At 65.6% G+C, this 25049-nt stretch carries 21 protein-coding genes; 18 read left to right on the forward strand and 3 right to left on the reverse strand.

Annotation, left to right across the window (positions count from 1 at the left end; translation table 11 throughout):
* Positions 1–45 precede the first annotated feature (45 nt).
* The 7 genes from rpsA (at position 46) to galU (ending at position 7480) form a co-directional block, all read left to right on the forward strand.
* Positions 46–1731 carry a 30S ribosomal protein S1 gene (gene rpsA, locus NJD74_RS07665; protein WP_019183099.1) on the forward strand — a complete coding sequence of 562 codons (1686 nt, stop codon included), beginning with the start codon at positions 46–48 and terminating at the stop codon, positions 1729–1731.
* 87 nt (positions 1732–1818) lie between these two features.
* A complete protein-coding gene (locus NJD74_RS07670; RefSeq protein ID WP_019183098.1) occupies positions 1819–2124 on the forward strand; it encodes an integration host factor subunit beta in 306 nt (101 codons plus the stop codon).
* A 103-nt stretch (positions 2125–2227) separates the two neighbouring features.
* Entirely contained in the window at positions 2228–2512 is a 285-nt protein-coding gene (locus NJD74_RS07675) for a LapA family protein (RefSeq protein ID WP_019183097.1), read from the forward strand.
* A gap of 6 nt (positions 2513–2518) precedes the next feature.
* Positions 2519–3697 carry a lipopolysaccharide assembly protein LapB gene (gene lapB, locus NJD74_RS07680; RefSeq protein WP_019183096.1) on the forward strand — a complete coding sequence of 393 codons (1179 nt, stop codon included), beginning with the start codon at positions 2519–2521 and terminating at the stop codon, positions 3695–3697.
* A gap of 18 nt (positions 3698–3715) precedes the next feature.
* A complete protein-coding gene (locus NJD74_RS07685; protein ID WP_070473225.1) occupies positions 3716–4675 on the forward strand; it encodes a glycosyltransferase family 4 protein in 960 nt (319 codons plus the stop codon).
* Positions 4676–4691: 16 nt separating this feature from the next.
* The gene (locus tag NJD74_RS07690) at positions 4692–6599 is read left to right on the forward strand and encodes a nucleoside-diphosphate sugar epimerase/dehydratase (RefSeq protein WP_046273767.1); all 1908 of its coding nucleotides are present in this window, start codon (positions 4692–4694) and stop codon (positions 6597–6599) included.
* A complete protein-coding gene (galU, locus tag NJD74_RS07695; protein ID WP_019183093.1) occupies positions 6599–7480 on the forward strand; it encodes a UTP--glucose-1-phosphate uridylyltransferase GalU in 882 nt (293 codons plus the stop codon). Before NJD74_RS07690 ends, galU begins: the two co-directional genes overlap by 1 nt.
* 249 nt (positions 7481–7729) lie before the next feature.
* Here the strand turns inward: galU and NJD74_RS07700 are convergent, their stop codons facing one another.
* From NJD74_RS07700 to NJD74_RS07710, 3 genes are all read right to left on the reverse strand, one after another.
* Positions 7730–8938 carry an acetyl-CoA C-acyltransferase gene (locus NJD74_RS07700; protein ID WP_019183092.1) on the reverse strand — a complete coding sequence of 403 codons (1209 nt, stop codon included), beginning with the start codon at positions 8936–8938 and terminating at the stop codon, positions 7730–7732.
* A gap of 69 nt (positions 8939–9007) precedes the next feature.
* The gene (locus NJD74_RS07705) at positions 9008–11380 is read right to left on the reverse strand and encodes a 3-hydroxyacyl-CoA dehydrogenase/enoyl-CoA hydratase family protein (RefSeq protein WP_319623903.1); all 2373 of its coding nucleotides are present in this window, start codon (positions 11378–11380) and stop codon (positions 9008–9010) included.
* A 43-nt stretch (positions 11381–11423) separates the two neighbouring features.
* The gene (locus NJD74_RS07710) at positions 11424–12086 is read right to left on the reverse strand and encodes a TetR family transcriptional regulator (protein WP_019183090.1); all 663 of its coding nucleotides are present in this window, start codon (positions 12084–12086) and stop codon (positions 11424–11426) included.
* Between the two features lie 320 nt (positions 12087–12406).
* On the opposite strand from NJD74_RS07710, the gene ndk reads away from it, so the two are divergent.
* From ndk to guaB, 11 genes are all read left to right on the forward strand, one after another.
* Positions 12407–12832, forward strand: coding sequence for a nucleoside-diphosphate kinase (gene ndk, locus NJD74_RS07715; protein ID WP_008265389.1), 426 nt, complete (start codon positions 12407–12409; stop codon positions 12830–12832).
* A 67-nt stretch (positions 12833–12899) separates the two neighbouring features.
* Positions 12900–14048, forward strand: a complete 1149-nt coding sequence (rlmN, locus tag NJD74_RS07720; protein WP_172838060.1) for a 23S rRNA (adenine(2503)-C(2))-methyltransferase RlmN — start codon at positions 12900–12902, stop codon at positions 14046–14048.
* Positions 14035–14835 (forward strand): type IV pilus biogenesis/stability protein PilW, encoded by an 801-nt coding sequence (gene pilW, locus NJD74_RS07725; protein ID WP_019183088.1) that lies wholly within the window; start codon positions 14035–14037, stop codon positions 14833–14835. Before rlmN ends, pilW begins: the two co-directional genes overlap by 14 nt.
* A 6-nt stretch (positions 14836–14841) precedes the next feature.
* Positions 14842–15705 carry a RodZ domain-containing protein gene (locus NJD74_RS07730; RefSeq protein WP_019183087.1) on the forward strand — a complete coding sequence of 288 codons (864 nt, stop codon included), beginning with the start codon at positions 14842–14844 and terminating at the stop codon, positions 15703–15705.
* A gap of 59 nt (positions 15706–15764) precedes the next feature.
* Positions 15765–16403, forward strand: coding sequence for a tetratricopeptide repeat protein (locus tag NJD74_RS07735; protein ID WP_019183086.1), 639 nt, complete (start codon positions 15765–15767; stop codon positions 16401–16403).
* Positions 16403–17611: an outer membrane protein assembly factor BamB gene (bamB, locus tag NJD74_RS07740; protein WP_019183085.1), complete on the forward strand. Its 1209-nt coding sequence runs from the start codon at positions 16403–16405 to the stop codon at positions 17609–17611. The genes NJD74_RS07735 and bamB overlap by 1 nt, the downstream gene beginning before the upstream one ends.
* A gap of 12 nt (positions 17612–17623) precedes the next feature.
* Positions 17624–19015, forward strand: coding sequence for a ribosome biogenesis GTPase Der (gene der / locus NJD74_RS07745; protein ID WP_019183084.1), 1392 nt, complete (start codon positions 17624–17626; stop codon positions 19013–19015).
* 73 nt (positions 19016–19088) lie between these two features.
* The gene (gene moeB / locus NJD74_RS07750; RefSeq protein WP_319623904.1) at positions 19089–20237 is read left to right on the forward strand and encodes a molybdopterin-synthase adenylyltransferase MoeB; all 1149 of its coding nucleotides are present in this window, start codon (positions 19089–19091) and stop codon (positions 20235–20237) included.
* A gap of 263 nt (positions 20238–20500) precedes the next feature.
* The gene (locus tag NJD74_RS07755; protein WP_319623905.1) at positions 20501–22327 is read left to right on the forward strand and encodes a monovalent cation:proton antiporter-2 (CPA2) family protein; all 1827 of its coding nucleotides are present in this window, start codon (positions 20501–20503) and stop codon (positions 22325–22327) included.
* A 79-nt stretch (positions 22328–22406) separates the two neighbouring features.
* Positions 22407–23306 (forward strand): bifunctional methylenetetrahydrofolate dehydrogenase/methenyltetrahydrofolate cyclohydrolase FolD, encoded by a 900-nt coding sequence (gene folD / locus NJD74_RS07760; RefSeq protein WP_102788359.1) that lies wholly within the window; start codon positions 22407–22409, stop codon positions 23304–23306.
* Positions 23307–23535: 229 nt separating this feature from the next.
* Positions 23536–24993: an IMP dehydrogenase gene (guaB, locus tag NJD74_RS07765; protein ID WP_046273777.1), complete on the forward strand. Its 1458-nt coding sequence runs from the start codon at positions 23536–23538 to the stop codon at positions 24991–24993.
* Positions 24994–25049: the final 56 nt, after the last annotated feature.

Here is a 25049-nt window from a genome sequence, read left to right on the forward strand (position 1 = left end):
TTCCCTTCGGGGGCCAATGCCCATGTGTCCAACAGAGTAAATCTAATGACCGAATCATTTGCAGAGCTGTTCGAAGCCAGTCAGGCCAATCTGGCCAAGCTGAAGCCGGGCTCGATCGTCAGCGGTGTCGTTGTTGAAGTCCGCGGCGATGTCGTGGTGATCAACGCCGGCCTGAAGTCCGAAGGCATCGTGCCGATCGAACAGTTCCGTAACGACGCTGGCGAGATCGATGTCGCTGAAGGCGACGTCGTCAAGGTTGCCCTCGATTCCATCGAGAACGGCTTCGGTGAAACCGTTCTGTCGCGTGAGAAAGCCAAGCGCGCGATGGTGTGGGACGAGCTGGAAGAAGCGTTGGAAAAGAACGAAACCATCACCGGCCGCATCAGCGGCAAGGTCAAGGGTGGTTTCACCGTGGACATCAAGGATGTCCGCGCGTTCCTGCCCGGTTCGCTGGTGGATGTGCGCCCCGTGCGCGACCCGGCCTACCTGGAAGGCAAGGAGCTGGAATTCAAGCTCATCAAGCTGGACCGCAAGCGTAACAACGTCGTTGTGTCCCGTCGTGCAGTCGTCGAGAGCGAGCACTCGGAAGAGCGCGAGCAGCTGATGGACAAGCTGCAGGAAGGCGCGATCCTGAAGGGTGTCGTCAAGAACCTGACCGATTACGGCGCGTTCGTGGACCTGGGTGGTATCGACGGCCTGCTGCACATCACCGACATGGCCTGGAAGCGCGTGCGCCATCCGTCCGAAGTCGTGAACGTCGGCGACGAGCTGGACGTGCGCGTGCTGAAGTTCGACCGCGAGCGCAACCGCGTTTCGCTGGGTCTGAAGCAGCTGGGCGAGGATCCGTGGGACAACATCGCCCGTCGTTACCCGGCCAACAGCCGCGTCTTCGGCAAGGTCTCCAACGTCACCGATTACGGCGCATTCGTCGAGATCGAGCCGGGCGTCGAAGGTCTGGTGCACGTGTCCGAAATGGATTGGACCAACAAGAACGTCAACCCGTCCAAGGTTGTGCAGGTCGGTGACGAAGTTGAAGTCATGGTCCTGGACGTCGACGAGGAGCGTCGCCGCATCTCGCTGGGCATGAAGCAGGTTGCCGCCAATCCGTGGGAAACCTTCGCTGCCATCCACAAGAAGGGCGACAAGGTGTCGGGCCAGATCAAGTCGATCACCGACTTCGGCATCTTCATCGGCCTGGACGGCGGTATCGATGGCCTGGTGCACCTGTCCGACATCAGCTGGAACACCACCGGCGAAGACGTGGTCCGCAACTTCAAGAAGGGCGACAACCTGGACGCCGTCGTCCTGGCGGTCGATCCGGAGCGCGAGCGCATCAGCCTGGGCGTCAAGCAGCTGGAGCAGGATCCGTTCGGTCAGTACATGGCTGCCAACCCGAAGGGTTCCAAGGTCGAAGGCGTGGTCAAGGAAGTGGACGCCAAGGGCGCTACCATCGAACTGGCTGACGGCATCGAAGGCTACGTGGCCGCTCGCGATGTTGCGAACGAGCGCGTGGACGACGCGACCCAGTTCCTGAAGGTCGGCGACAAGGTGGAAGCCAAGTTCGTGGGCATGGATCGCAAGGGTCGTACCCTGCAGCTGTCGATCAAGGCCAAGGACGACGCGGAAATGCGCGAAGTGCTGGAGGAATACCAGTCCTCTTCGGCTTCCAGCGGCACCACCCAGCTCGGCGCGCTGCTGCGTGCACAGCTGAACGGCAACAAGTCCGAGTAATCGGTCTGTCGCTGTCGTAGTTTCCTGGACGGCCCGGACATCAGTCCGGGCCGTTTCAGGGTCTGAGTTCCTCCCCAAGAGCCCGTAATGACCAAATCCGAGCTGATCGAAATCCTGGCGCGCCGACAGGCGCATTTGAAGTCGGACGATGTCGATCTGGCGGTGAAGTCGTTGCTGGAAATGATGGGTGGGGCGCTGGCCGGCGGGGATCGCATCGAGATCCGCGGGTTCGGCAGTTTTTCGTTGCACTACCGGCCGGCACGGCTGGGGCGCAATCCCAAGACCGGGGAATCGGTCGCATTGCCGGGCAAGCATGTCCCGCACTTCAAGCCGGGCAAGGAACTGCGTGAGCGCGTCAGCGCCGTGGTGCCGCTGGAAAGCGATCCTGCCTGACGGGTCATCCGCCACGGGGCGGATGCATGATTTCCATGGAGTCGGCTGGCAGAGCGGAGTGTTAGTCCGCTACTCTTGAGCCCTACGGAACTGGAGCTGCTGCATGAACGTCGTACGTCTGCTGATCCTGCTGGCGGTTCTGGTGGTGGGTCTCATCATCGGTGCGCTCAACTCGCAGCCGATCATCATCAGCCTGGGCTTTACCCAGATCAATTCCACCACCGGCGTGGCGATCATCATCGCCCTGCTGTCCGGTGCCCTCATCGGCGGCGGCCTCGTGCTCGCCAGCATGGTGATCCCGCTGTACGCCAAACTGCGCCGTGCGCAGAAGGCCGCGCCTGCCGTGGTCGTGGCACCCCCTTCTTCTTCTACATTCGACGGACGCTGAGCGCCGATGGAATTTGTCTCCGAGTGGTTCTGGTTTTTCCTGTTCCTGCCCCTGGCCGCGTTGTCGGGCTGGGTGATCGGGCGTCGTGGCGGTCAGCGCCATGGCGACAACCAGGTCAGCCATCTGTCCAGCACGTACTTCCGCGGCCTGAACTATCTGCTCAACGAGCAGCCGGACAAGGCGATCGAGCTGTTCCTGCACATCGCCGAGCTGGACAAGGAAACCTTCGAGACCCAGGTCGCGCTGGGCCATCTGTTCCGCCGCCGTGGCGAGGTCGATCGTGCGATCCGCCTGCACCAGGGCCTGGTGAACCGCGCCGATCTCAGCGATCAGCAGCGCGTACAGGCCTTGCTGGCCCTGGGCGAGGACTACATGAAGTCCGGCCTGCTCGATCGTGCTGAAACGGTGTTCACCGAACTGGCCCAGATCGACCAGCGCGCCCCGCAGGCACTCAAGCACCTGATCGGCATCTACCAGGCCGAACGCGACTGGGAAAAGGCGATCGACAACGCCAGCCGTTTCGAAGAAGTCACCGGCGAGCCGATGGGCAAGCTGATCGGGCAGTTCGAATGCGAACTGGCCGAGCGCTACCGTGGTGCCGGCAAGATCGACGAAGCCCGCGCTGCGATCGCACGCGCCTACCAGGCCGATGCGATGTCGGTCCGTGCCGGCATCATCGAAGGGCGCCTGGAGAACGATGCGGGCAATGCCGAAGCCGCCGTGCGCGCCTTCGAGCGTGCCGCCCGCAATGATCCGGAGTATCTGCCCGAAGTGCTGCAGGCGCTGATGCAGAACTACCGCAAGGTCGGTGACCTCGGTGGTGCCCGTGCGTTCCTGTCGGAGATGACCGAGCACTATCGCGGCATCGCCCCGGTGCTGGCGCTGACCCAGCTGATGGAAGAGCAGGAGGGTGTCGCCCCCGCGCGCGCCTATCTCGGTCGCCAGCTCAAGGACCGCCCCTCGGTGCGTGGCGAGTCGGCGCTGATCGACCTGACCCTGGCCGAGGGCGCGGATTCCACCGCCACCCTGCACGATCTCAAGCACATCACCGACCAGTTGCTGGTCCGCAACCCGGCCTACCGCTGCACCCGCTGTGGCTTCGGCGCGCGCACGCATCATTGGCAGTGCCCGAGCTGCAAGGAATGGGGCACCGTCAAGCCGCTGCTCAACTACGCGGTGCTCTGAACCATGATGGTGGGCTGGATGGCAGGGCTGCTGGCGGTGCTGGCGGTATCGGCGGGCCTGACCTGGGCCGCACGGGCGTACGCGCTCCGCCGCAATCTGTTGGATCAGCCGGGCGAGCGCCGCAGCCATGGGGTGGCGACGCCTCGCGGCGGTGGTATCGCGATCGTCCTGACCCTGCTGCTGGCCTGCGCGGTCGCCGCCGTGATCTGGCCCAAGGCCGGAATCTCGCTGGCGGTATTCGCGCTGGGTCTGGTACTGGTGGCCGGGATCGGCTGGTGGGACGACCATCGGCCGCTGCCGGCGGTCCGCCGCCTGCTGGTCCATGTGCTGGCCTCCGCGCTGCTGGCTGGGCTGGTCTGGCATGCCAGCGGCAACCCCTGGCAGGCGCTGCTGGCCCTGTTGTTCGCCACCTCGCTGATCAACATCTGGAACTTCATGGATGGGATCAACGGCATCGCCACCACCCAGGCGATCCTGGCCGGTCTCGCCTTTGCGCTGGTGCTGCCGCCGCCCTACGGCCTGGCCGGTGTGGTGCTGGGGCTGGCCTGCCTGGGGTTCCTGCCGTTCAACTACCCACGGGCACGCATCTTCATGGGCGATGTCGGCAGCGGGGCGCTGGGCTATGCCATCGCGGCGCTGGTCTGCCTGGCCAGTGTGCATACCGATATCCACTGGTTGCTGTTGCTGGTGCCGCTTTCGGCCTTTCTTGTGGACGCAGGCTTCACATTGCTTTCGCGCATCCTGTCCGGACAGCGCTGGATGGAACCCCACACGCAGCATCTCTATCAGCGCGCGGTGAAAAGTGGTGCAAGCCACACTTTCGTCACCGGGGTGTATCTTGTTTTTGGAATATTCAGTGCGGCAGTGTTTAATGCATGCACGAATTTGCAGCCGAGGTGGGAGGCTGCCGTGGCCGTCGCGTGGTTGATCTTCGCGTACGGCCTTTGGCTGCTCCTGCGCAAGGGAATGCGCAACTAGAAGGAATACGTTGTTTATGACCCCTTGGCAGGACCGACTTACCGGCTTGATGCCGCGCGCGGCCATCGTGGCCCACGACCTGTTCATGGTCTGGGCGTGCTGGCAGCTGCTGCATGCCGGACGCTACTCGATGCTGGCCGACGCGCCGGCATTGCCGCTCTGGAACATCGACACCTCGCTGGTGCTGGTCATCCAGGCAGTGGTGTTCTGGCGGGTGGGTCTGTACCGCGGCCTGTGGCGCTTTGCCAGCGTTGCCGATCTGCTCAACATTTTCAAAGCCAGCTTCATCGGCCTGCTCGCCATCGTGGTGGCCCTGGCGTACAAGCGCTTTGAAGGCGTACCGATGTCCGTGCTGGTCATCTACCCGTTCGCGCTGTCGGCGCTGCTGGGCGCGCCGCGCCTGCTGTACCGCGCATGGAAGGACTATCAGGCGCTGCAGTCCGACGTCACCGCGCGCCGTGTGCTGATCCTGGGTGCCGGCCAGGCGGCCGAGGCCCTGGTCCGCGACCTGCGCCGCTCCGGTGATTTCGAGCCGGTCGGCCTGCTCGACGACGCCCCGCATCTGCAGGGCGCCAAGCTGCAGGGCCTGCCGATCCTGGGCACCCTGGAAGATGCCCCGGCCGTGGTCCGCGAGACCGCCGCCAAGCTGCTGGTGATCGCCATCCCGTCGCTGGATGCCGTGGGCATGCAGCGGGTGGTGGCCATCTGCGAAAGCACCGGCGTGCCGTTCCGGATGGTGCCCAAGCTCAACGACATCCTGCTGGGCCATTCCTTGCCGGGTGAGCTCAAGGAAGTGGCGATCGAGGACCTGCTCGGCCGCAAGCCGATCCTGCCGGACTGGGCGCTGATCCGCGGCTGGCTGGGTGGGCGCACCGTGCTGGTCACCGGCGCGGGCGGTTCGATCGGTTCAGAGCTGTGCCGCCAGTGCGCGCGCCACGGGGCAGGGCGCATCGTCCTGGTGGAGATGAGTGAACTGCTTCTGCTGACCATCGAAGCCGAGCTGCAGCGCAGCTTCCCGGATCTGGTGGTGGAAGCGGTGCTCGGCGACTGCGGTGACCCCGCCGTGATCCGCCATGCGCTGTCGCTGTCGCGGGTGGACTCGGTCTTCCATGCCGCCGCCTACAAGCAGGTGCCGGTGCTGGAGCGCCAGCTGCGCGAAGCGGTGCGCAACAACATCCTCTCCACCGAAACGGTGGCGCGCGCCTGCGTCGAAGCGCGCATCGAGCATTTCGTCTTCATCTCCACCGACAAGGCGGTCGATCCGGTCAACGCGCTGGGTGCCAGCAAGCGCTACGCGGAGATGATCTGCCAGAGCCTGGACCAGAAGACCAGCCACACCCGTTTCGTGACTGTGCGCTTCGGCAACGTGCTGGCCTCGGCCGGCAGCGTGGTGCCGGTGTTCCGCGAGCAGATCCTCAAGGGCGGTCCGGTTACCGTGACCGACCCGGAAGTCACCCGTTACTTCATGACCATTCCCGAGGCCTGCCAGCTGATCCTGCAGGCGGCCGCGTCGGCCTCGCATGGGGCGATCTATACGCTGGACATGGGCGAGCCGGTGCCGATCCGCGTGCTGGCCGAGCAGATGATCCGCCTGGCCGGCAAGCAGCCCTACAAGGACATCGCCATCGTCTATACGGGCCTGCGGCCGGGCGAGAAACTGCACGAAACGCTGTTCTATTCCGACGAAGATTATCGTCCGACCGCGCATCCGAAGATTCTCGAGGCAGGCGTGCGCACGTTCGCGCGTGAGCAGGTATTGGCCAATGTGCCGAAACTGCGCGAGGCGATTGCCAGCTACGATACTGATGCGATCAACAGCATTCTGTTTGCGACCATGCCCGAATTTTCTCCTTTGCAACAGGACGATCACGTCAGCTCTGCTAAAGTGCTCGCCTTTCCGGCGCGTGAGGCCACTAGGTTCTGATGAGCAAGCGTATTCGTAAGGCGGTATTTCCTGTCGCAGGGTTGGGAACGCGATTCCTGCCGGCCACCAAAACCGTTCCGAAGGAAATGCTGCCGATCATTGATCGGCCGTTGATCCAATATGCCGTGGATGAGGCGATCGAGGCGGGCTGTGACACGCTGATCTTCATCACCAACCGTTACAAGCACGCGGTCGCGGATTATTTCGACAAGGCCTACGAGCTGGAGCAGAAACTCGAGCGCGCCGGCAAGCAGGAACAGCTCGAACTGGTTCGCCATGTGCTGCCCAATGGCGTGCGCGCCGTGTTCGTGACCCAGGCCGAAGCGCTGGGCCTGGGCCATGCGGTGCTGTGTGCCAAGGCGATCGTGGGCGACGAGCCGTTCGCGGTGCTGCTGCCCGACGATCTGATCTGGAACCGTGGCAACGGCGCGCTCAAGCAGATGGCCGACGCCAACGAAGCCAGCGGCGCCAGCATCATTGCCGTTGAAGACGTGCCGCATGACAAGACCGGCAGCTACGGCATCGTGGCCACCGAGGCCTTCGACGGCCGCCAGGGCAAGATCAGCGCCATCGTTGAAAAGCCCAAGCCCGAGGACGCCCCGAGCGACCTGGCCGTGGTCGGCCGTTACGTGCTGAGCCCGAAGATCTTCGAGCTGCTCGAAGCGACCGGGACCGGTGCAGGTGGCGAGATCCAGCTGACCGACGCCATCGCCGAACTGCTCAAGAGCGAGCGCGTCGACGCGTACCGCTTCGAGGGCCGCCGCTTCGACTGCGGTACCCACCTGGGTCTGGTCGAAGCCACGATCCGCTTCGCCCTCGACAACGAGAAGCTGGCCGGTCCTGCACGCGAAGTGCTGCAGAAGATGCTGGCAGAGGGCTGAGAACGAGCTGCCCCCGCGCGATGCAGCGGTGGTAGTGCCGGCCGCTGGCCGGCTCTCAAGCAGCAACGGTAGTGCCGGCCGCTGGCCGGCTCCCGTCACAACAGAAAAGGGCAGCCGCGAGGCTGCCCTTTTCGTTTCCCGCCCTGCACCGACCAACGGTCGGCGGCGACCCGTTGCAATGTTGCCGCCGGTCACGCCGGTCATACCCGTTGCCTCGGTGCCGACCCGCAGGCCGGCACCGATCAATCCTTACAGCGATTCGAAGATGCCCGCCGCACCCATGCCGGTGCCGATGCACATGGTCACCATGCCGTACTTCTGCTGGCGACGGCGCAGGCCGTGCAGCAGGGTGGCGGTACGGATCGCGCCGGTCGCGCCCAGCGGATGGCCCAGGGCGATCGCGCCGCCCAGCGGGTTGACCTTGGACGGGTCCAGGCCACAATCGCGGATGACGGCCAGCGACTGTGCGGCGAAGGCTTCGTTGAGCTCGATCCAGTCCAGCTGGTCCTGGGTCAGGCCAGCCTGCTTGAGTGCCTTCGGGATCGCGGCGATCGGGCCGATGCCCATCACTTCCGGGCGCACGCCGGCCACCGAGAAGCTGACGAAGCGGGCCAGCGGGGTCAGGCCGTAGTCCTTGATCGCCTGCTCGGAGGCCAGCAGCACCGCACCGGCGCCATCGCTCATCTGCGAGGAGTTGCCGGCGGTGACCGTGCCGCCGAACTGGCCGTTGCGGAACACCGGGCGCAGCTTGGCCAGGCCTTCGGCGGACGAATCCAGGCGCGGGCCTTCGTCGGTATCCACGATCTTGTCGCGGGTGATGATGCGGCGGCCGTCGGCCAGGTCCGGCTGGCGGGTGCGCACGTCGTACGGGCTGATCTCGTCCTTGAACTCGCCGTTCTGGATCGCGGCGATGGCCTTCTGGTGCGAGGCCAGCGCAAAGGCGTCCTGGTCCTCACGCGAGACCTTCCATTCTTCGGCGACCTTCTCGGCGGTGATGCCCATGCCGTAGGCGATGGCGACGTGGTCATTGTCGAACACGCTCGGGGCCATCGCGATCTTGTTGCCCATCATCGGCACCATCGACATCGACTCGGTACCACCGGCCAGCATCAGGTCCGAATTGCCGAGGCGGATCTGGTCGGCAGCCATGGCCACGGCCTGCAGGCCCGAGGAGCAGAAGCGGTTGACGGTCTGTGCGGCGATGGTGTCCGGCAGGCCGGCCAGCAGCACGCCGATGCGTGCCACGTTCATACCCTGCTCGGCTTCGGGCATCGCGCAGCCGATGATCGCGTCATCGATGCGGTTGACGTCCACGCCCGGCGCCTGCGCGACCACGGAGCGGAGCACGTGGGCGAGCATGTCGTCGGGGCGGGTATTGCGGAACACGCCCTTGGGCGCCTTGCCCACCGGGGTGCGGGTGGCGGCGACGATGTAGGCGTCCTGGATTTGCTTGGTCATTGCAGTGATCTCTTGAATAGGGGTTGGAAGAGGTTGCCGGCCAGCGGCCGGCACTACCGATGTCTTCCGTCAGTTCCGCAGCGGCTTGCCGGTCTTGAGCATGTGCGCGATGCGGGCCTGGGTCTTTTCCTGCTGGGCCAGTTCGACGAAGTGCTTGCGCTCCAGCGTCAGCAGCCACTCTTCGTCCACCAGCGTGCCGCGATCCACTTCGCCACCGCACAGCACGGTGGCGATGCGCACGGCGATCTCGTAGTCGTACGGGCTGATGAAGCGGCCTTCCAGCATGTTGACCAGCATCATCTTGAACGTAGCGATGCCCACGTCGCCGGCGACCTGGATGCGGCGGGCCGGCATCGGCGGACGGTAGCCACCTTCGGCCAGCGCCAGCACTTCGGCCTTGGCGATGTGCAGCGTCTCGAAGCTGTTGAACACCACCTTGTCGGTGGCGCGCATCAGGCCCAGTTCCTTGGCGTTGACCGCGGAGTTGGAAACCTTGGCCATCGCGACGGTTTCAAAAGTCTTCTTCAGCTCGGCGAACACATCACCGCCCGGACCGGCCGCCTGCGAGGCGCGCACGGCCAGTTCCTTCAGGCCACCGCCGGCCGGCAGCAGGCCGACGCCGGCCTCGACCAGACCGATGTAGCTTTCCAGCGCGGCCACGCTCTTGGCGCTGTGCATCTGGAACTCGCAGCCACCGCCCAGGGCCAGGCCGCGCACCGCGGTCACCACCGGCACCAGCGAATACTTGATCGCCTGGCTGGTGCGCTGGAAGTTGTGCACCATCTCTTCGAACTGATCGACCTTGCCGGCCTGCAGCAGGCCGAGCGCGCCGGCCAGATCGGCACCGGCGGAGAAGGGTTCCTTCTGCTGCCAGATCACCAGGCCCTTGTAGTCCTGCTCGGCGCGCTTGATCGCTTCCTGCAGGCCGTTGAGCACGTGGTCGGACACGGTGTTCATCTTGGTTTTGAAGCTGACCACCGCGATGCCGTCACCGTCGTGCCACATGCGCACGCCGTCGTTTTCAAACACGGTTTCGCCCGGGCTGAAGTTCTCGCCCAGCAGCGGATCCGGGAAGCGCTGGCGCTGGTACACCGGCAGCGCCGAGCGCGGCAGCTTGGCATTGCGCGACGGGCTGTAGCTGCCCTCGGCGGCGTGCACGCCATCGCGGCCATCGAACACCCAATCCGGCAGCGGCGCATTGCTCATGCTCTTGCCAGCGACGATGTCGTCGGCGATCCACTGTGCGACCTGCTTCCAGCCGGCGGCCTGCCAGGTTTCGAACGGGCCCAGCGACCAGCCGTAGCCCCAGCGGATGGCCAGGTCCACGTCGCGCGCGGTCTCGGCGATGTCGGCCAGGTGGTAGGCGCTGTAGTGGAACAGGTCGCGGAAGGTCGCCCACAGGAACTGCGCCTGCGGATGCTGGCTTTCGCGCAGCTTGGCGAACTTCTCGGCCGGGTTCTTGATCTTCAGGATCTCGACCACTTCCGGCGCGGCGGCTCGGTCGGCAGGGCGGTAGTCCTGCTTCTCCAGGTCCAGCACCATGATGTCCTTGCCGACCTTGCGGAAGATGCCGGCACCGGTCTTCTGGCCCAGCGCGCCCTTGGCGATCAGTGCGTCCAGCCACTTGGGCGATTTGAAGAATTCATGCCACGGATCGTTGGGCAGGGTGTCGCCCATGGTCTTGATCACGTGCGCCATGGTGTCCAGGCCGACCACATCGGAGGTGCGGTAGGTCGCCGACTTCGGGCGGCCGACCAGCGGGCCGGTCAGGCCGTCCACTTCGTCGAAGCCCAGGCCGAATTCCTGCGTGTGGTGGATGGTGGACAGGATCGAGAACACGCCGATGCGGTTGCCGATGAAGTTCGGCGTGTCCTTGGCGTACACCACGCCCTTGCCCAGGGTGGTGACCAGGAAGGCTTCCAGGCCTTCCAGCACCGAGGCATCGGTGGTGGTGGCCGGGATCAGCTCGGCCAGGTGCATGTAACGCGGCGGGTTGAAGAAGTGCACGCCGCAGAAGCGGTGGCGCAGCTGCTCGGGCAGCACGTCGGCGAGCTTGTTGATGCCAAGGCCCGAGGTGTTGGAGGCCAGCACCGCGTGATCGGCCACGAACGGGGCGATCTTCTTGTACAGGTCCTGCTTCCAGTCCATCCGTTCGGCGATGGCTTCAATGATCAGGTCGCAGTCCTTCAATTGCTCCAGGCCGGTCTCATAGTTGGCCGGCGTGATCGCCTCGGCGTAGGACTTGCTGGCAAGCGGGGCAGGGCTGAGCTTGCCCAGGTTGGCAATCGCCTTGAGCACGATGCCATCGGCCGGACCTTCCTTGGCGGGCAGGTCGAACAGCACCGTGTCGACGCCGGCGTTGGTCAGGTGGGCGGCGATCTGGGCGCCCATGACACCGGCACCCAGCACGGCGGCACGGCGGACTAGCAGGGAATTGGACATGTCGATAAGCCTTTGTTGTCTGGAAGCCGGTCAGCGCCCGGCTCTACGGGGTGGAAAGGGAGGACGTCGAAGCGCTCGAGGCCGCGCTCGCGCGGAATCCGGCTTCGGCGAAATGAATCAGTTCCTGGGCGGCATGGGCACGATGCGCCGCTTCGGTGACACCGGCGGGTCGCTTGATCAGGCCGAAGTCGGCCATGGCATAGGTCAGCGAGCCGGCGAGGAAATCCAGGCGCCAGTACAGCTCTTCCTTGCTGAGCTCCGGCACGCAGGCGGAGATCGCCTTGCCGAAGTCGCGCAGGACGTGGCCGTAATGGTCGGACAGGAACTTGCGCAGGTTGTCGTTCTTCTCCGCGTAGGCGCGGGCGATGACGCGCACGAAGGCGCCGCCGGTCTGGCGGTCCTGGGCCATGGCCAGGGCCGGCTCCACGAAGGCGGCCAGCACCGGGCGCAGTTCACCGGGGTGCTCGCGGCGGGCGCTGTCCAGCTGGCTCAGCCGGGCCGAGGTCATTTCATCCATGCGGCGGCGGAACACCTCGTTGACCAGGTTCTCCTTGGACCCGAAGTGATAGTTGACCGCGGCGATGTTCACATCGGCCTGGCTGGTGACCTGGCGCAGCGAGGTGCCCGCGAACCCGTGCAGGGCGAACAGTTCCTCGGCGGCGCCGAGAATGCGGTCCTTGGTGGAGAAGTGGGCAGGTTTGGCCATGGGGCAGGGCAGTTCAATCAAACGATTGTTTGATATTAGACCCGTGGCTGCGCGTCCGCATTGTGCGGCGCAGCAGGAAGGGGGGTTCGTTCATCTGCGCGTTGCCGTGCCTGTCCATGGCTGGCAACGTCGTCATTGCCTGAACGGGGGTGAGCTACCCCAGTGGGTGCAGTCCTGCCACGCATGGCGTGGCACTACCGGAGATGGGGAGGACACGTTAGAATTGGCGCACGTATATCAGGCTAAGCCCGCGTTTTGACGCGGGTTTTTTTCATGTTAACCTCGGGCCGATCAAGTGGCCCGCCCAACGGAGTATTCCCATGGCGCTGGAGCGCACCCTTTCCATCATCAAGCCGGACGCCGTCGCCAAGAACGTCATCGGTGAAATCTACGCCCGCTTCGAAAAGGCCGGCCTGAAGGTCGTCGCCGCCAAGTACAAGCAGCTGTCGCGCCGTGAAGCCGAAGGCTTCTACGCCGTGCACCGCGAGCGTCCGTTCTTCAACGCGCTGGTCGAGTTCATGATCTCCGGCCCGGTGATGATCCAGGCGCTGGAAGGCGAGAACGCCGTGCTGGCCCACCGCGACCTGCTGGGCGCCACCAACCCGAAGGAAGCCGCCGCAGGCACCATCCGCGCCGACTTCGCTGAATCCATCGATGCCAATGCCGCCCACGGCTCGGACTCGGTTGAGAATGCCGCGATCGAAATCGCTTATTTCTTCGCCGCGACTGAAGTCGTCTCGCGCTGAGAGTGATGCCGTGAACGAGGTCGTACAGCCAACCGCCATCCCATCCGTGCTCGTTCCGGGCCCGGCTGTGGCCAAGCAGAACCTGCTCGACCTCGATCGCGAGGGTCTGGAGCGCTTCTTCGCCGAGACACTCGGCGAAGCGCGCTACCGTGCCCATCAGGTGATGAAGTGGATCCACCATCACTACGTCACCGATTTCGATGAAATGACCGACCTCGGCAAGGCGCTGCGCGCCAAGCTCAAGCAGCATGCCGAGGTGCTGGTTCCGAACATCGTGTTCGACAAGCCCTCCGCCGACGGCACCCACAAGTGGCTGCTGGCGATGGGTACCGATGGCAAGAACGCCATCGAGGCCGTCTACATCCCGGACAAGAACCGCGGCACGCTGTGCGTGTCTTCACAGGTCGGCTGCGCGCTGAACTGCACGTTCTGTTCGACCGCTACCCAGGGCTTCAACCGCAACCTCTCCACCGCCGAGATCATCGGCCAGGTGTGGGTCGCCGCGCGCCATCTGGGCAACATCCCGCACAAGCAGCGTCGTCTCACCAACGTGGTGATGATGGGCATGGGCGAGCCGTTGATGAATTTCGACAACGTCGTGCGCGCCATGAGCGTGATGCGCGACGATCTGGGCTACGGCCTGGCCAACAAGCGCGTGACGCTGTCCACCTCCGGCCTGGTGCCGCAGATCGACCGCCTGTCCACCGAGAGCGACGTGTCGCTGGCGGTATCGCTGCATGCGCCCAACGATGCACTTCGCGAGACCCTGGTCCCGCTCAACAAGAAGTACCCGATCGTCGAGCTGATGGCCTCGTGCGCACGTTACCTGCGCGCCAACAAGCGCCGCGAATCGGTCACCTTCGAATACACCCTGATGAAGGGCATCAATGACCAGCCCGAGCACGCCCGCCAGCTGGCGCGGTTGATGCGCCAGTTCGACAACGCCGTGCAGGCCTCGAACTCGGGCAAGGTCAACCTGATCCCCTTCAATCCGTTCCCGGGCACGCGTTACGAGCGTTCCGGCGAAACCGAAATCCGCGCCTTCCAGAAGATCCTGCTCGATTCGCAGGTGCTGACGATGGTGCGGCGTACCCGTGGCGACGATATCGATGCCGCCTGTGGCCAGCTCAAGGGCCAGGTGATGGACCGTACGCGCCGCCAGGCCGAGTTCAACAAAACGCTGCAGGACGGGAAAAACCGGGATGCCGCTGCCTGATCGCCGATTGCCAGCCGTTGTTTTCTTCGCGCTGGCATTGGCCGGCTGTGGCAAACAGCAGGGGATCAAGCCGCCGTCCGGTCCACTCGAGGTCGCGCCGACCTACGAGGCCCGCGACAACCCCGAGATCCGCAAGCGGGTGAACTACCAGGACCAGATGGTCCTGGCTGGCGAATCGCTGCGCGCGGGCGCCCCGGATGCCGCCGAGAAGCGGGTGCGGGCCGCGATGAAGATCGATGCGCGCCGCCCCGAGGCCTACATGCTGCTGGCGGCGATTGCCACCCAGCGCGGCAACGAGGCCGAAGCCGGGCGCCTGTACGGCAGAGCGGCCGAGCTGGGGCCCGAGCGCGGCGACGTTCTCAACAATTATGGTGCCTGGCTATGTGCTCATGGCCAGCCGGCCGAGTCGCTGGCCTGGTTCGACCGGGCGCTGCAGGCCCCAGGCTATACCACCCCGGCCTCCGCCCTGGCCAATGCCGGCGGCTGTGCACTGGACGCAGGCCAGCCCGCGCGGGCGGTTCGGGACCTCCGGCGGGCGCTTGAGATAGATCCCGTCAATGCCTACGCGCTGGAGTCGATGGCCCGCAATGAGTACGCCGAAGGGCGTTATTTCGAGGCCCGCGCCTTTTCGCAACGGCGTTTGACGGCTGCGCCGGCCACACGTTCCGTGTTACAACTTGCCTCTCAAATCGAGGCGCGGCTTGGCGACAGCGTGGCATCCGGTCGCTATCTGCAGCGAATTCATGACGAATTTCCGCAGGATGCGGCACCTAATCCCCGGGGTTGAAGCATTGTGATTGATGACCAGACTGTGAACGCTTTTGATACTGCGGCCGGTTGCGGAGCTCGTCTTCGCCAGGCCCGGGAAGCGGCCGGACTGACCCTGGAGGCCGTGGGGCAGCAGCTGCGCATGCCGGTCCAGGTAGTGAAGTCCCTTGAAGAAGAGCAGTGGCAGCGCCTTGGCGCGCCGGTCTTCGTCCGTGGCCAGCTGCGCAGTTATGCCCGCCTGCTGAAGGTGGACATCGACGACATCCTCGAGCAGGCCCATATCGGGCCGATCGTGCCGCCACAGCTGGTCAGCCATACCCATACCCCGCGCGCCCGCCGCATTGCCGAGAGCCTGGGCCGTCGCGTCCTGTATGTCGGCATCACCGCGGTGCTGGCCGTGCCGGTCTGGTTCGCCACCCGGGGTCATTTCGATGGCACTGCCACCACCCCGAACACCGCGTCGCTGGATGTGATCCCGGCGGCGGTCCCGGTGGCCGGCGGTGACGCTCCGGAAGCGGCCGCACCGGCGGCCGTCGAGGCGGCCAAGCCGTCTGCGCCGGCAGCGCCGTACCTGGCGTCGCTGACCCCGGTCCCGCGTCCGGCCGCCGCGCCGGCAGCGCCGGCTGGTGCACTGAGCCTGCAGTTCAAAGGCGACAGCTGGGTGGATATTTCCGGGCCCGACGGCACCACCGTCGAAAAGGCCCTGATCAAGTCTGGCGAGACCCGTAGCTTCGCGCCAGGCCAGGTAGCCCGCATGGTGCTGGGCAATGCATCGGCGGTCGAGGTTCAGCAGGCCGGCACTATCGTCGACCTTTCGCCGTACCAGCGAGCCAACGTGGCACGCTTTACGGTATCCTCTGACGGCTCCGTGGTCCCAGTTTCGCACTGAACCGCGTTTCCCCAATCCAATTCAAATAGCTCCTCCTCATGGGCGGGGCGAGAGTACGCATGGCGATCGACGACCTGCTCGACGAGCACGAACAAAGTGAACGCGTCCGCGGCTGGCTGCGGAAGAACGGTGTCAGCATCCTCGCTGGCGTAGCCATCGCGATCGGTGGCATCTGGGGCTGGAAAGAGTGGCAGACCCGGCACAGCAACAGCCTGGCTGGCGCCAACGTCCAGTACCAGATCGTCCTCAAGAGCCTGGAAGAAAAGGATCTGGAGCAGGCCGCCAAGGGTGTGAAGGACCTGGAAAGCGGCAAGGCCAACATCTACGCCGATCTGGCTGCCCTTCAGCTGGCCAAGGCCCAGGTCGATGCCGGCAAGAACGAAGACGCGCTGGCGACCCTGCGCGCGATCAAGGCCGACCCCGAATTCAAGCCGGTGATCGAGCAGCGCGTTGCGCGCCTGCTGGTGGCCACCGGCAAGACCGAAGATGCGATCAAGCAGCTCGGTACCGCGACCGACAGCGCCAGCCTGGAGATCCATGGCGATGCACTGATGGCGCAGGGCAAGCGTGATGCCGCCCGCGAGCAATATGAGAAGGCGCTCAAGACGCTGGACGTGGCAGCGCCCCAGCGGCGCCTGCTGGAAACCAAGTTGACGGATGCCGGTGGCACCGTCACCGATCCTGCGGAGTCGGTGTAATGAATCAGATGGTCATGATCAAGCGCGTTGCCACGGTTGCCCTGTTGGGCATGGCCCTGACCGGCTGCAGCACGATGAAGGGCTGGTTCGCCGGCAAAGATGCCGCGGCCAAGAAGGCACTGGAACCGGCCGAGCTGGTGAAATTCGATGCCACCGCCAAGGTCGACAAGATCTGGACGGCCAACGTCGGCAAGGGTGAGAAGCGCATCGGCGTCCGTCAGGGCCCGGTGGTCGCCGATGGTCGCGTCTACGCGGCCGCCATCTACGGTGGCGTGCATGCCATCGACCTGCAGACCGGCAAGAAGATCTGGACCTACGAACCGGCCAAGGTCAAGAAGCAGCCCAAGCTGCGTCTGTCCGGTGGCCCGGGCGTGGGTGACGGCCTGGTCGTCATCGGCACCCTGGATGGTGAAGTCATCGCGTTGAACGCGGCCGACGGCACCGAAAAGTGGCGTGCCAAGGTGCCGGGTGAAGTCATCTCCGCCCCGGCCGTGGGCCAGGGCATGGTGTTCGTGCGCAGCAACGACGGTCGCGTGACCGGTCTGGATGCCGAGAACGGCACCCAGCGCTGGTTCAACCCGCGCGAGCTGCCGGCGCTGACCGTGCGTGGCAACGCGCCGGTCGTCACCGGCCCGGGCGTGCTGTTCATCGGCAACGACGACGGCTCCATCGCCGCGCTGGCCATGCAGGACGGCCGCACGCTGTGGGACCAGATGGTCGGCACCGGCGAAGGCCGTACCGAGCTGGAGCGCATGGCCGATATCGACGGCGCCCCGGTGCTGGAAGGCAATACGCTGTTCGTCAGCAGTTTCAAGAACCAGACCATGGCGATCGAAGGCCCGACCGGCCGTCCGCTGTGGGCACGTGATCATGGCGGCGCCGGTGGCGTGGCCCTGACCTCGGGCAATGTGTTCGTCACCGACAACAAGGGCGGCGTGTTCGGCCTGGACAAGGCCAGCGGTTCGGCCATGTGGTCGCAGACGGGCCTGGCCCGTCGTTCGCTGACCGGTCCGGTCATCCACGGCGATTACGTTGTGGTCGGTGATTACAAGGGGTATCTGCACTGGTTGCGGACCGATAACGGTGAGTTCGCGGCGCGCGCCAAGAGTGGCGGCGACGCCCTCTTGGCCCAGCCGGTAGCCGCCGATGGGATTCTGCTGGTGCAGAACGTTGATGGAAAGCTGACCGCGTTCCGGTTGGCACAATAAGGAGTTACCGCGATGCTGCCCTTGGTCGCCCTGGTTGGACGGCCGAATGTCGGCAAGTCCACGCTGTTCAATGCGTTTACCCGTACGCGCGACGCGCTGGTCCATGACCAGCCCGGCGTGACCCGGGACCGTAATTACGGTGTTTGTCGTCTTGATGAAGACCACCCGTTCCTGGTGGTCGATACCGGCGGTATCGCCGGTGAAGAAGAAGGTCTGGCCGGCGCTACCGCCCGCCAGGCCCGCGCCGCCGCCGCCGAGGCGGACCTGATCCTGTTCGTGGTCGATGCCCGTGAGGGCCCGATGGACGACGAGATCCTGTCCTGGCTGCGCAAGCTGGCCCGTCCGACCCTGCTGCTGATCAACAAGATCGACGGCATGAACGAAGACACCGTGCGTTCGGAATTTGCCCGTTACGGCTTCGGCGAAATGCTGACCGTCTCGGCCGCGCACCGTCAGGGCCTGGATGATCTGCTGGACGAGGTCGTGGAACGGTTGCCGGAAGAGGGCACCACCGAGACCCTGGACACCGATCCGAACCGCATTCGCATCGCCTTCGTCGGCCGCCCCAACGTGGGCAAGTCGACGCTGGTCAATCGTCTGCTCGGCGAGGAGCGCATGATCGCCTCCGAAGTGCCCGGTACCACCCGTGATTCGATCGCGGTGGACATGGAGCGCGACGGGCGTGAGTACCGCCTGATCGATACCGCCGGCCTGCGTCGCAAGGCGCGTGTCGAGGAGGTGGTCGAGAAGTTCAGCGTCATCAAGACCCTGCAGGCCATCGAGCAGTGCCAGGTTGCGGTGCTGATGCTGGATGCCTCCGAAGGCGTGACCGATCAGGACGCCAGCGTGCTCGGCGCGGTGCTTGATGCCGGCCGTGCGCTGGTGGTGGCGATCAACAAGTGGGATGGCCTGACCGATTACCAGCGCGAGCAGGCTGAAGCCTTGGTGTCGCGCAAGCTCGGCTTCGTGCCGTGGGCGGAAGTGGTGCGCATCTCGGCCAAGCACGGCTCGGGGCTGCGTGAGCTGTTCCGCTGCATCCATGCTGCGCACGCCTCGGCGACGCACGAATTCAGTACCAGCGAAGTCAACAAGGCGCTGGAAACGGCCTACGAGACCAACCCGCCGCCGGCGATCCGTGGTCACGTGTCCAAGCTGCGCTACGTGCATCCGGGCGGTTCCAACCCGCCGACCTTCATCGTCCACGGCACCCGTCTGAAAGACCTGCCGGAGTCGTACAAGCGCTATCTGGAGAACTTCTTCCGCAAGCGCTTCAAGCTGGTCGGCACGCCCGTGCAGTTCATCTTCCGCGAGGGTGTGAACCCGTACGAAGGCAAGAAGAACGTGCTCACCGAACGTCAGCTCAAGCGCAAGCGGCGCTTGATCAAGCACGTCAAGGGCAAGTGATGCAGAAAAGAGCCGGCGCAAGCCGGCTCTTTTCATTGGGGCGGCCGGCGCGCCCGTGCGCGATAATCCCCGCATGAGCACGATCCCCGAACTCACCCCGGCCCAGGCCCGTGAACGCCTCGCCCATGGCGCGCTGCTGATCGACATCCGCGAGGCGCACGAACGCGCCACCGGCATGGCCGAAGGCGCCCTCGGCATCGCCAAGGGCGATCTCCAGGCCGAGCCAGACGCCCACCTGCCGGCCGCCGACCGCGAGGTCGTCCTGATCTGTCAGAGCGGCAGGCGTTCGATGGAGGCCGCGGTTTTCCTGTCGGACCTGGGCTACACGAATGTCGCCTCCGTCCACGGCGGCACCACCGCCTGGCGCGGTGACGGCCTGCCCCTGGCGCAGCCGATGCAGAGCGATGCCGAGCGCGACTTCAACGAGCGTTACTCGCGTCATCTGCTGTTGCCGCAGGTCGGTATCGAAGGTCAGAAGACGCTGCTCGCTTCGCGCGTGCTGGTGCTCGGCGCGGGCGGCCTGGGTGCACCGGCGAGCTTCTACCTGGCCGCGGCCGGGGTAGGGCACCTGCGCATCGCCGATGACGACGTGGTGGACCGCAGCAATCTGCATCGGCAGATCATCCACACCGATGCCAGCGTCGGCGAGCCCAAGGTGCTCTCCGCGCGCGCACGCCTGCTCGCGCTCAATCCCTCGCTGGACGTGGAGGCCGTGCAGGCGCGGGTCACCTCGGACAACATCGATGCGCTGCTCGAGGGGGTCGACGTGGTGCTGGATGGTTCGGACAATTTCCCGCTGCGCTACCTGCTCAACGATGCCTGCCTGCAGCACGGCATCCCGCTGGTGTATGGCGCGGTGGAGCGCTTCACCGGGCAGGTCAGCGTGTTCGACGCTGGCCGCCAGCGCGGCACCGCGCCGTGCTACCGCTGCCTGTTCCCCGAGCCGCCGCCGCCGGAGTTTGCGCCCAACTGCTCGGAGGCGGGCGTGCTCGGCGTGTTGCCGGGCATGGTCGGCCTGCTGCAGGCCACCGAAGTGCTCAAGCTGCTGCTCGGCATCGGCGAGCCGCTGATCGGGCGCCTGCTCACCTTTGACGCGCTGGGCATGCGCTTCCGCGAGACGCGGCTGCGGCCCGACCCGGGTTGCCCGTTGTGCGCGCCCGGGCGCGACTTCCCCGGGTACATCGATTACGCCGCCTTCTGCAGCGGCGGAGGGGCCGCGTAGATCCACGCCATGCGTGGATGCGGTTCGCCAGGGTCCACGTAGATCCACGCACTGCGTGGATGCCGTCGGCGAGGGGCCGCCAGGTCAGCGCAGCCAAGCATGGCGTGGCTACCGCTGGGTTAGGTCGCGATTTCGGGACGATCTGGCATCCAGGTTCGATATCGTTCTGAATTCAGTACGATTAAACGCATCATCCGCGCTATTGCCCTTCCTCGCTTTGCCCTATCGTTGACCCATCTTGTGTAGTCCGGGGAAGCAACCGCATGGCGGTGGAAGCAGGTGCCAGTGAACTGGTGAAAGTCGTCGCTCTGCTGGGCGCGGCAGTGGTCATGGTGCCGTTGTTCCGCCGGCTTGGGCTGGGCTCGGTGCTGGGCTATTTCGCCGCCGGCCTGGCCATCGGCCCGTTCGGGTTCGGGTGGTTCTCCGATCCGCAGGCCATCCTGCATACCGCCGAGCTCGGCGTGGTGATGTTCCTGTTCGTGATCGGCCTGGAGATGCGGCCCTCGCATCTGTGGAGCCTGCGCAACGAGATCTTCGGACTGGGCACGCTGCAGATCGTGGTCTGCGGCACCGTGTTGACCGGCGTGTGCATGCTGCTCGGTTTACCGTTGCCGGTGGCTTTCATCGGCGCGGCCGGTTTCGTGCTGACCTCCACCGCGGTGGTGATGCAGTTGCTGGCCGAGCGCGGCGACATCGCGCTGCCGACCGGCCAGAAGATCGTCTCGATCCTGCTGTTCGAAGATCTGCTGATCGTGCCTCTGCTGGCCGTGGTCGCGTTCATGGCGCCGGTGCACAGCGATGCGGGCGAGAGCTCGCGCTGGGTCACCGTGGGTATCGCCGCCGGTGCGATCGTCGGGCTGGTGCTGGTCGGCCGCTTCCTGCTCAATCCGCTGTTCCGCATCCTTGCTGCCGCCAAGGCGCGCGAAGTGATGACGGCGGCCGCGCTGCTGGTCGTGCTCGGCGCCGCGCTGCTGATGCAGCTGGGTGGCTTGTCGATGGCGATGGGCGCGTTCCTCGCGGGCGTGCTGCTCAGCGAGTCCACGTTCCGCCACCAGATCGAAGCGGACATCGAGCCGTTCCGCGGCATCCTGCTCGGTCTGTTCTTCCTCAGTGTGGGCATGGCGCTGGACCTCACCGTGGTCGCCAACAACTGGCCGCTGATCGTCTCCGGCGTGTTCGCGCTGATGCTGGCCAAGGCGGTCTGCATCTACGTGGTCGCGCGCATCCTCGGGAGTGATCATCGTCAGGCGCTGGATCGCGGCGTGGTGATGGCGCAGGGCGGCGAGTTCGCGTTCGTGCTGTTCTCCGCCGCGGCAGTGGCCGGCGTGATTGACGTGCAGGTCAACGCCAACCTCACCGCGATCGTCGTGCTCTCGATGGCGCTGACGCCACTGTTCGTGCTGCTGCACGACAAGCTGATGCCGGATCGCGAAGTCTCGCTCGATGGCGTGGAAGAAGCCGACGGCCTGTCCGGCAGCGTGCTGCTGATCGGCTTCGGTCGCTTCGGCCAGGTGGCGAGTCAGTCGCTGCTGGCGCGCGATGTGGATGTGACCATCATCGACAACGACGTGGACATGATCCATAACGCCGAGCGCTTCGGATTCAAGATCTACTACGGCGACGGCACCCGCCTGGATGTGCTGCATGCGTCTGGCGCAGGGACAGCGCGTGCGATCGCGGTGTGCGTCAACAACGACCAGGATGCCGATCGCATCGTCGAACTGGTCACCCACGAGTTCCCCCAGGCCAAGCTGCTGGTGCGCTCGTTCGATCGCGAACATTCGCTGCGCCTGATCCATGCCGGCGTGGACTTCCAGATCCGCGAGACCTTCGAATCGGCCCTGCAGTTTGGCCAGGCTGCGCTGATGGAGCTGGGTGCCGATCCGGATGATGCGCGCGAGATCGCCGAGCAGATCCGCGAGCGGGATGCCGAACGCTTCGAGCTGGAGATGGCGGGCGGCGACCTGCGCGCCGGCGCGCACATGGTGTTCGGCAGCGCGTTGCCGGGCGTGCCGACGCCCACGCCGTTCACTGCGCCCAAGCGCAAAGCGCGCACGCTCAACGCCGACCAGGTGCCCGAAGAAGAATAAGGCGCCGGCACTACCGGTGGGCGGGGCGGGCCGAATCAGGGACAATAGCCGACCGTCGCCCCCACGCCTGCCGCCCTCGATGAGCTCACCGACCCCCGACACCGTCTCTTCCGCCCGCATTCTCGACGGCCGCCGCATCGCCGAAGACCTGCTGGACAGCCTCAAGGTCCGGGTCGATGCCCGCCTGGCTGCCGGTGGCAGCCGTCCGGGCCTGGCCGTAGTGCTGGTGGGTGGCGACCCGGCCTCGACCGTGTACGTGCGCAACAAGCGCCGTGCGGCCGAGAAAGTGGGTATCGAAGCCTTCGATTACGACCTGCCGGCCGGCACCACCGAGGCCGAGCTATTGACCCTGATCGACCAGCTCAACGCCGATCCCAAGATCCACGGCATCCTGGTCCAGCTGCCGCTGCCGGGCATCCCGGACGCCAACCGCCTGATCCACCGGATCGACCCGCGCAAGGACGTGGACGGCTTCCACCCGGAAAACGTCGGCCATCTGGCCCTGCGTGAGTTCGGCCTGCGACCGTGCACCCCGCGCGGCATCGTGACCCTGCTGGGCCACACCGACCAGCCGGTGCGCGGCCGCAACGCCACCATCGTCGGTGTCAGCAACCATGTCGGCCGCCCGATGGGGCTGGAGCTGCTGATTGCCGGCTGCACCGTCACCAGCTGCCACAAGTTCACCCCCAAGGATGTGCTGGAGCAGTCTGTGCGCAACGCCGACATCCTGGTGGTCGCCGTGGGCCGCCCGGGCATCGTCCCGGGTGAATGGGTCAAGCCGGGCGCCGTGGTGATCGACGTGGGCATCAACCGCCTGGATGACGGCCGCCTGGTCGGCGATGTCGGCTTCGAGGCCGCCGCCCAGCGCGCCAGCTGGATCACCCCGGTCCCGGGCGGGGTAGGGCCGATGACCGTGGCTACGTTGATGCAGAACACGATCGAGGCGGCAGAAGGGTACGCGTCCGCGCATTCGCGCTGACGCTCCCAAGATTTGCTGCGCAAACCTTGGGCCCCCACTTACCAGCACCCACGCCCCCGCCGCTTCGCGGCCGCCCCCGAACTTCGGGGGCTCTCCCCCTTCCGGGACGGCGGGCGGCCCATGGCTGAACCGCAGGGCTGGGCACGCGACACAGCGTCGCATCCGCCCCCTGCCAAAGACGCCCGAATCAGGGTAAAATGTCGCGCTTCCCCACATCTCGGGTATGCCGATGCTGCGCATCCAGGCTGAAGCTCTCACCTACGACGACGTCTCCCTCGTCCCCGCTCATTCCATCATCCTGCCCAAGGATGTCAGTCTGGAAACGCGCCTGACGCGCGACCTGCGGCTGAAGCTTCCGATCCTCTCGGCCGCCATGGATACCGTCACCGAAGCCCGCCTGGCGATCGCCATGGCCCAGCTCGGCGGCATGGGCATCATCCACAAGAATCTGAGCGTCGAGCAGCAGGCTGCCGAAGTCGCCAAGGTCAAGAAGTTCGAGGCCGGCGTCATCCGCGACCCGATCACCGTCGGCCCGGAAACCACCATCCGCGACGTGTTGGCCCTGACCCAGGCGCGCAACATCTCCGGCGTGCCGGTGGTGGACGGCGGCGGCCAGCTGGTCGGCATCGTCACCCATCGTGACATGCGCTTCGAGACCGAGCTGGACGATCCGGTCCGCCACATCATGACCAAGAAGGATCGCCTGATCACGGTCAAGGAAGGCGCGGCCTCCGATGAAGTGCTGCAGCTGCTGCACCGCAACCGCATCGAGAAGATCCTGGTCGTCAACGATGATTTCGCGCTGCGCGGCCTGATCACCGTCAAGGACATCCAGAAGAACACCGATTACCCGAACGCCGCCAAGGACACCGCCACCCGCCTGCTGGTCGGCGCGGCCGTCGGCGTCGGTGGCGATACCGACCGCCGGGTCGAGGCGCTGGTCGCCGCCGGGGTGGACGTGCTGGTGGTCGACACCGCGCACGGCCACTCGCAGGGCGTGCTGGACCGCGTCAGCTGGGTCAAGAAGCACTTCCCGCAGGTGCAGGTCGTCGGTGGCAACATCTGCACCGGTGAAGCCGCACTGGCGCTGCTGGACAGCGGCGCGGACGCGGTCAAGGTCGGCATCGGCCCGGGCTCGATCTGCACCACGCGCGTCGTCGCTGGCGTCGGCGTGCCGCAGATCACTGCGATCGACCTGGTCGCCGAGGCGCTGCAGGACCGCATCCCGCTGATCGCCGACGGTGGCATCCGTTACTCCGGTGATATCGGCAAGGCGCTCGCCGCCGGTGCCTCCACCATCATGATCGGTGGCCTGCTGGCCGGTACCGAGGAATCGCCCGGCGAGACCGAACTGTTCCAGGGCCGCTCCTACAAGAGCTACCGCGGCATGGGCTCGCTGGCCGCGATGGAGAAGGGGTCCAAGGACCGCTACTTCCAGGATGCCTCCAGCGCCGACAAGCTGGTGCCCGAAGGTATCGAAGGCCGCGTCCCGTATCGCGGCCCGGTCGGCGGCATCATCCACCAGCTGATGGGCGGCCTGCGCGCCACCATGGGCTATGTGGGCTGTGGCACCGTCGATGACATGCGCACCAAGCCGAAGTTCGTCAAGATCAGCGGCGCCGGCCAACGCGAGAGCCACGTCCACGACGTGCAGATCACCAAAGAGCCGCCGAACTACCGCGCCTGATGCGGCATGAGCAAAGAGGAACGAGGAAGCTGATTCCCGTTCCTCTTTCTCTATCC

It is taken from the genome of Stenotrophomonas sp. RG-453 (assembly GCF_033843685.1).
Taxonomy (GTDB): Bacteria; Pseudomonadota; Gammaproteobacteria; order Xanthomonadales; family Xanthomonadaceae; genus Stenotrophomonas; species Stenotrophomonas bentonitica_A.

Coding starts and splice junctions, on each gene's coding strand:
- NJD74_RS07735 (WP_019183086.1), top strand. CDS start 15,765: ATGGCGATCGACGACCTGCTCGACGAGCACGAACAAAGTGAACGCGTC.
- galU (WP_019183093.1), top strand. CDS start 6,599: ATGAGCAAGCGTATTCGTAAGGCGGTATTTCCTGTCGCAGGGTTGGGA.
- NJD74_RS07685 (WP_070473225.1), top strand. CDS start 3,716: ATGGCAGGGCTGCTGGCGGTGCTGGCGGTATCGGCGGGCCTGACCTGG.
- pilW (WP_019183088.1), top strand. CDS start 14,035: ATGCCGCTGCCTGATCGCCGATTGCCAGCCGTTGTTTTCTTCGCGCTG.
- der (WP_019183084.1), top strand. CDS start 17,624: ATGCTGCCCTTGGTCGCCCTGGTTGGACGGCCGAATGTCGGCAAGTCC.
- guaB (WP_046273777.1), top strand. CDS start 23,536: ATGCTGCGCATCCAGGCTGAAGCTCTCACCTACGACGACGTCTCCCTC.
- NJD74_RS07700 (WP_019183092.1), bottom strand. CDS start 8,938: ATGACCAAGCAAATCCAGGACGCCTACATCGTCGCCGCCACCCGCACC.
- moeB (WP_319623904.1), top strand. CDS start 19,089: ATGAGCACGATCCCCGAACTCACCCCGGCCCAGGCCCGTGAACGCCTC.
- bamB (WP_019183085.1), top strand. CDS start 16,403: ATGAATCAGATGGTCATGATCAAGCGCGTTGCCACGGTTGCCCTGTTG.
- lapB (WP_019183096.1), top strand. CDS start 2,519: ATGGAATTTGTCTCCGAGTGGTTCTGGTTTTTCCTGTTCCTGCCCCTG.
- NJD74_RS07710 (WP_019183090.1), bottom strand. CDS start 12,086: ATGGCCAAACCTGCCCACTTCTCCACCAAGGACCGCATTCTCGGCGCC.
- folD (WP_102788359.1), top strand. CDS start 22,407: ATGAGCTCACCGACCCCCGACACCGTCTCTTCCGCCCGCATTCTCGAC.
- rpsA (WP_019183099.1), top strand. CDS start 46: ATGACCGAATCATTTGCAGAGCTGTTCGAAGCCAGTCAGGCCAATCTG.
- NJD74_RS07690 (WP_046273767.1), top strand. CDS start 4,692: ATGACCCCTTGGCAGGACCGACTTACCGGCTTGATGCCGCGCGCGGCC.
- ndk (WP_008265389.1), top strand. CDS start 12,407: ATGGCGCTGGAGCGCACCCTTTCCATCATCAAGCCGGACGCCGTCGCC.
- NJD74_RS07705 (WP_319623903.1), bottom strand. CDS start 11,380: ATGTCCAATTCCCTGCTAGTCCGCCGTGCCGCCGTGCTGGGTGCCGGT.
- NJD74_RS07755 (WP_319623905.1), top strand. CDS start 20,501: ATGGCGGTGGAAGCAGGTGCCAGTGAACTGGTGAAAGTCGTCGCTCTG.
- NJD74_RS07675 (WP_019183097.1), top strand. CDS start 2,228: ATGAACGTCGTACGTCTGCTGATCCTGCTGGCGGTTCTGGTGGTGGGT.
- NJD74_RS07670 (WP_019183098.1), top strand. CDS start 1,819: ATGACCAAATCCGAGCTGATCGAAATCCTGGCGCGCCGACAGGCGCAT.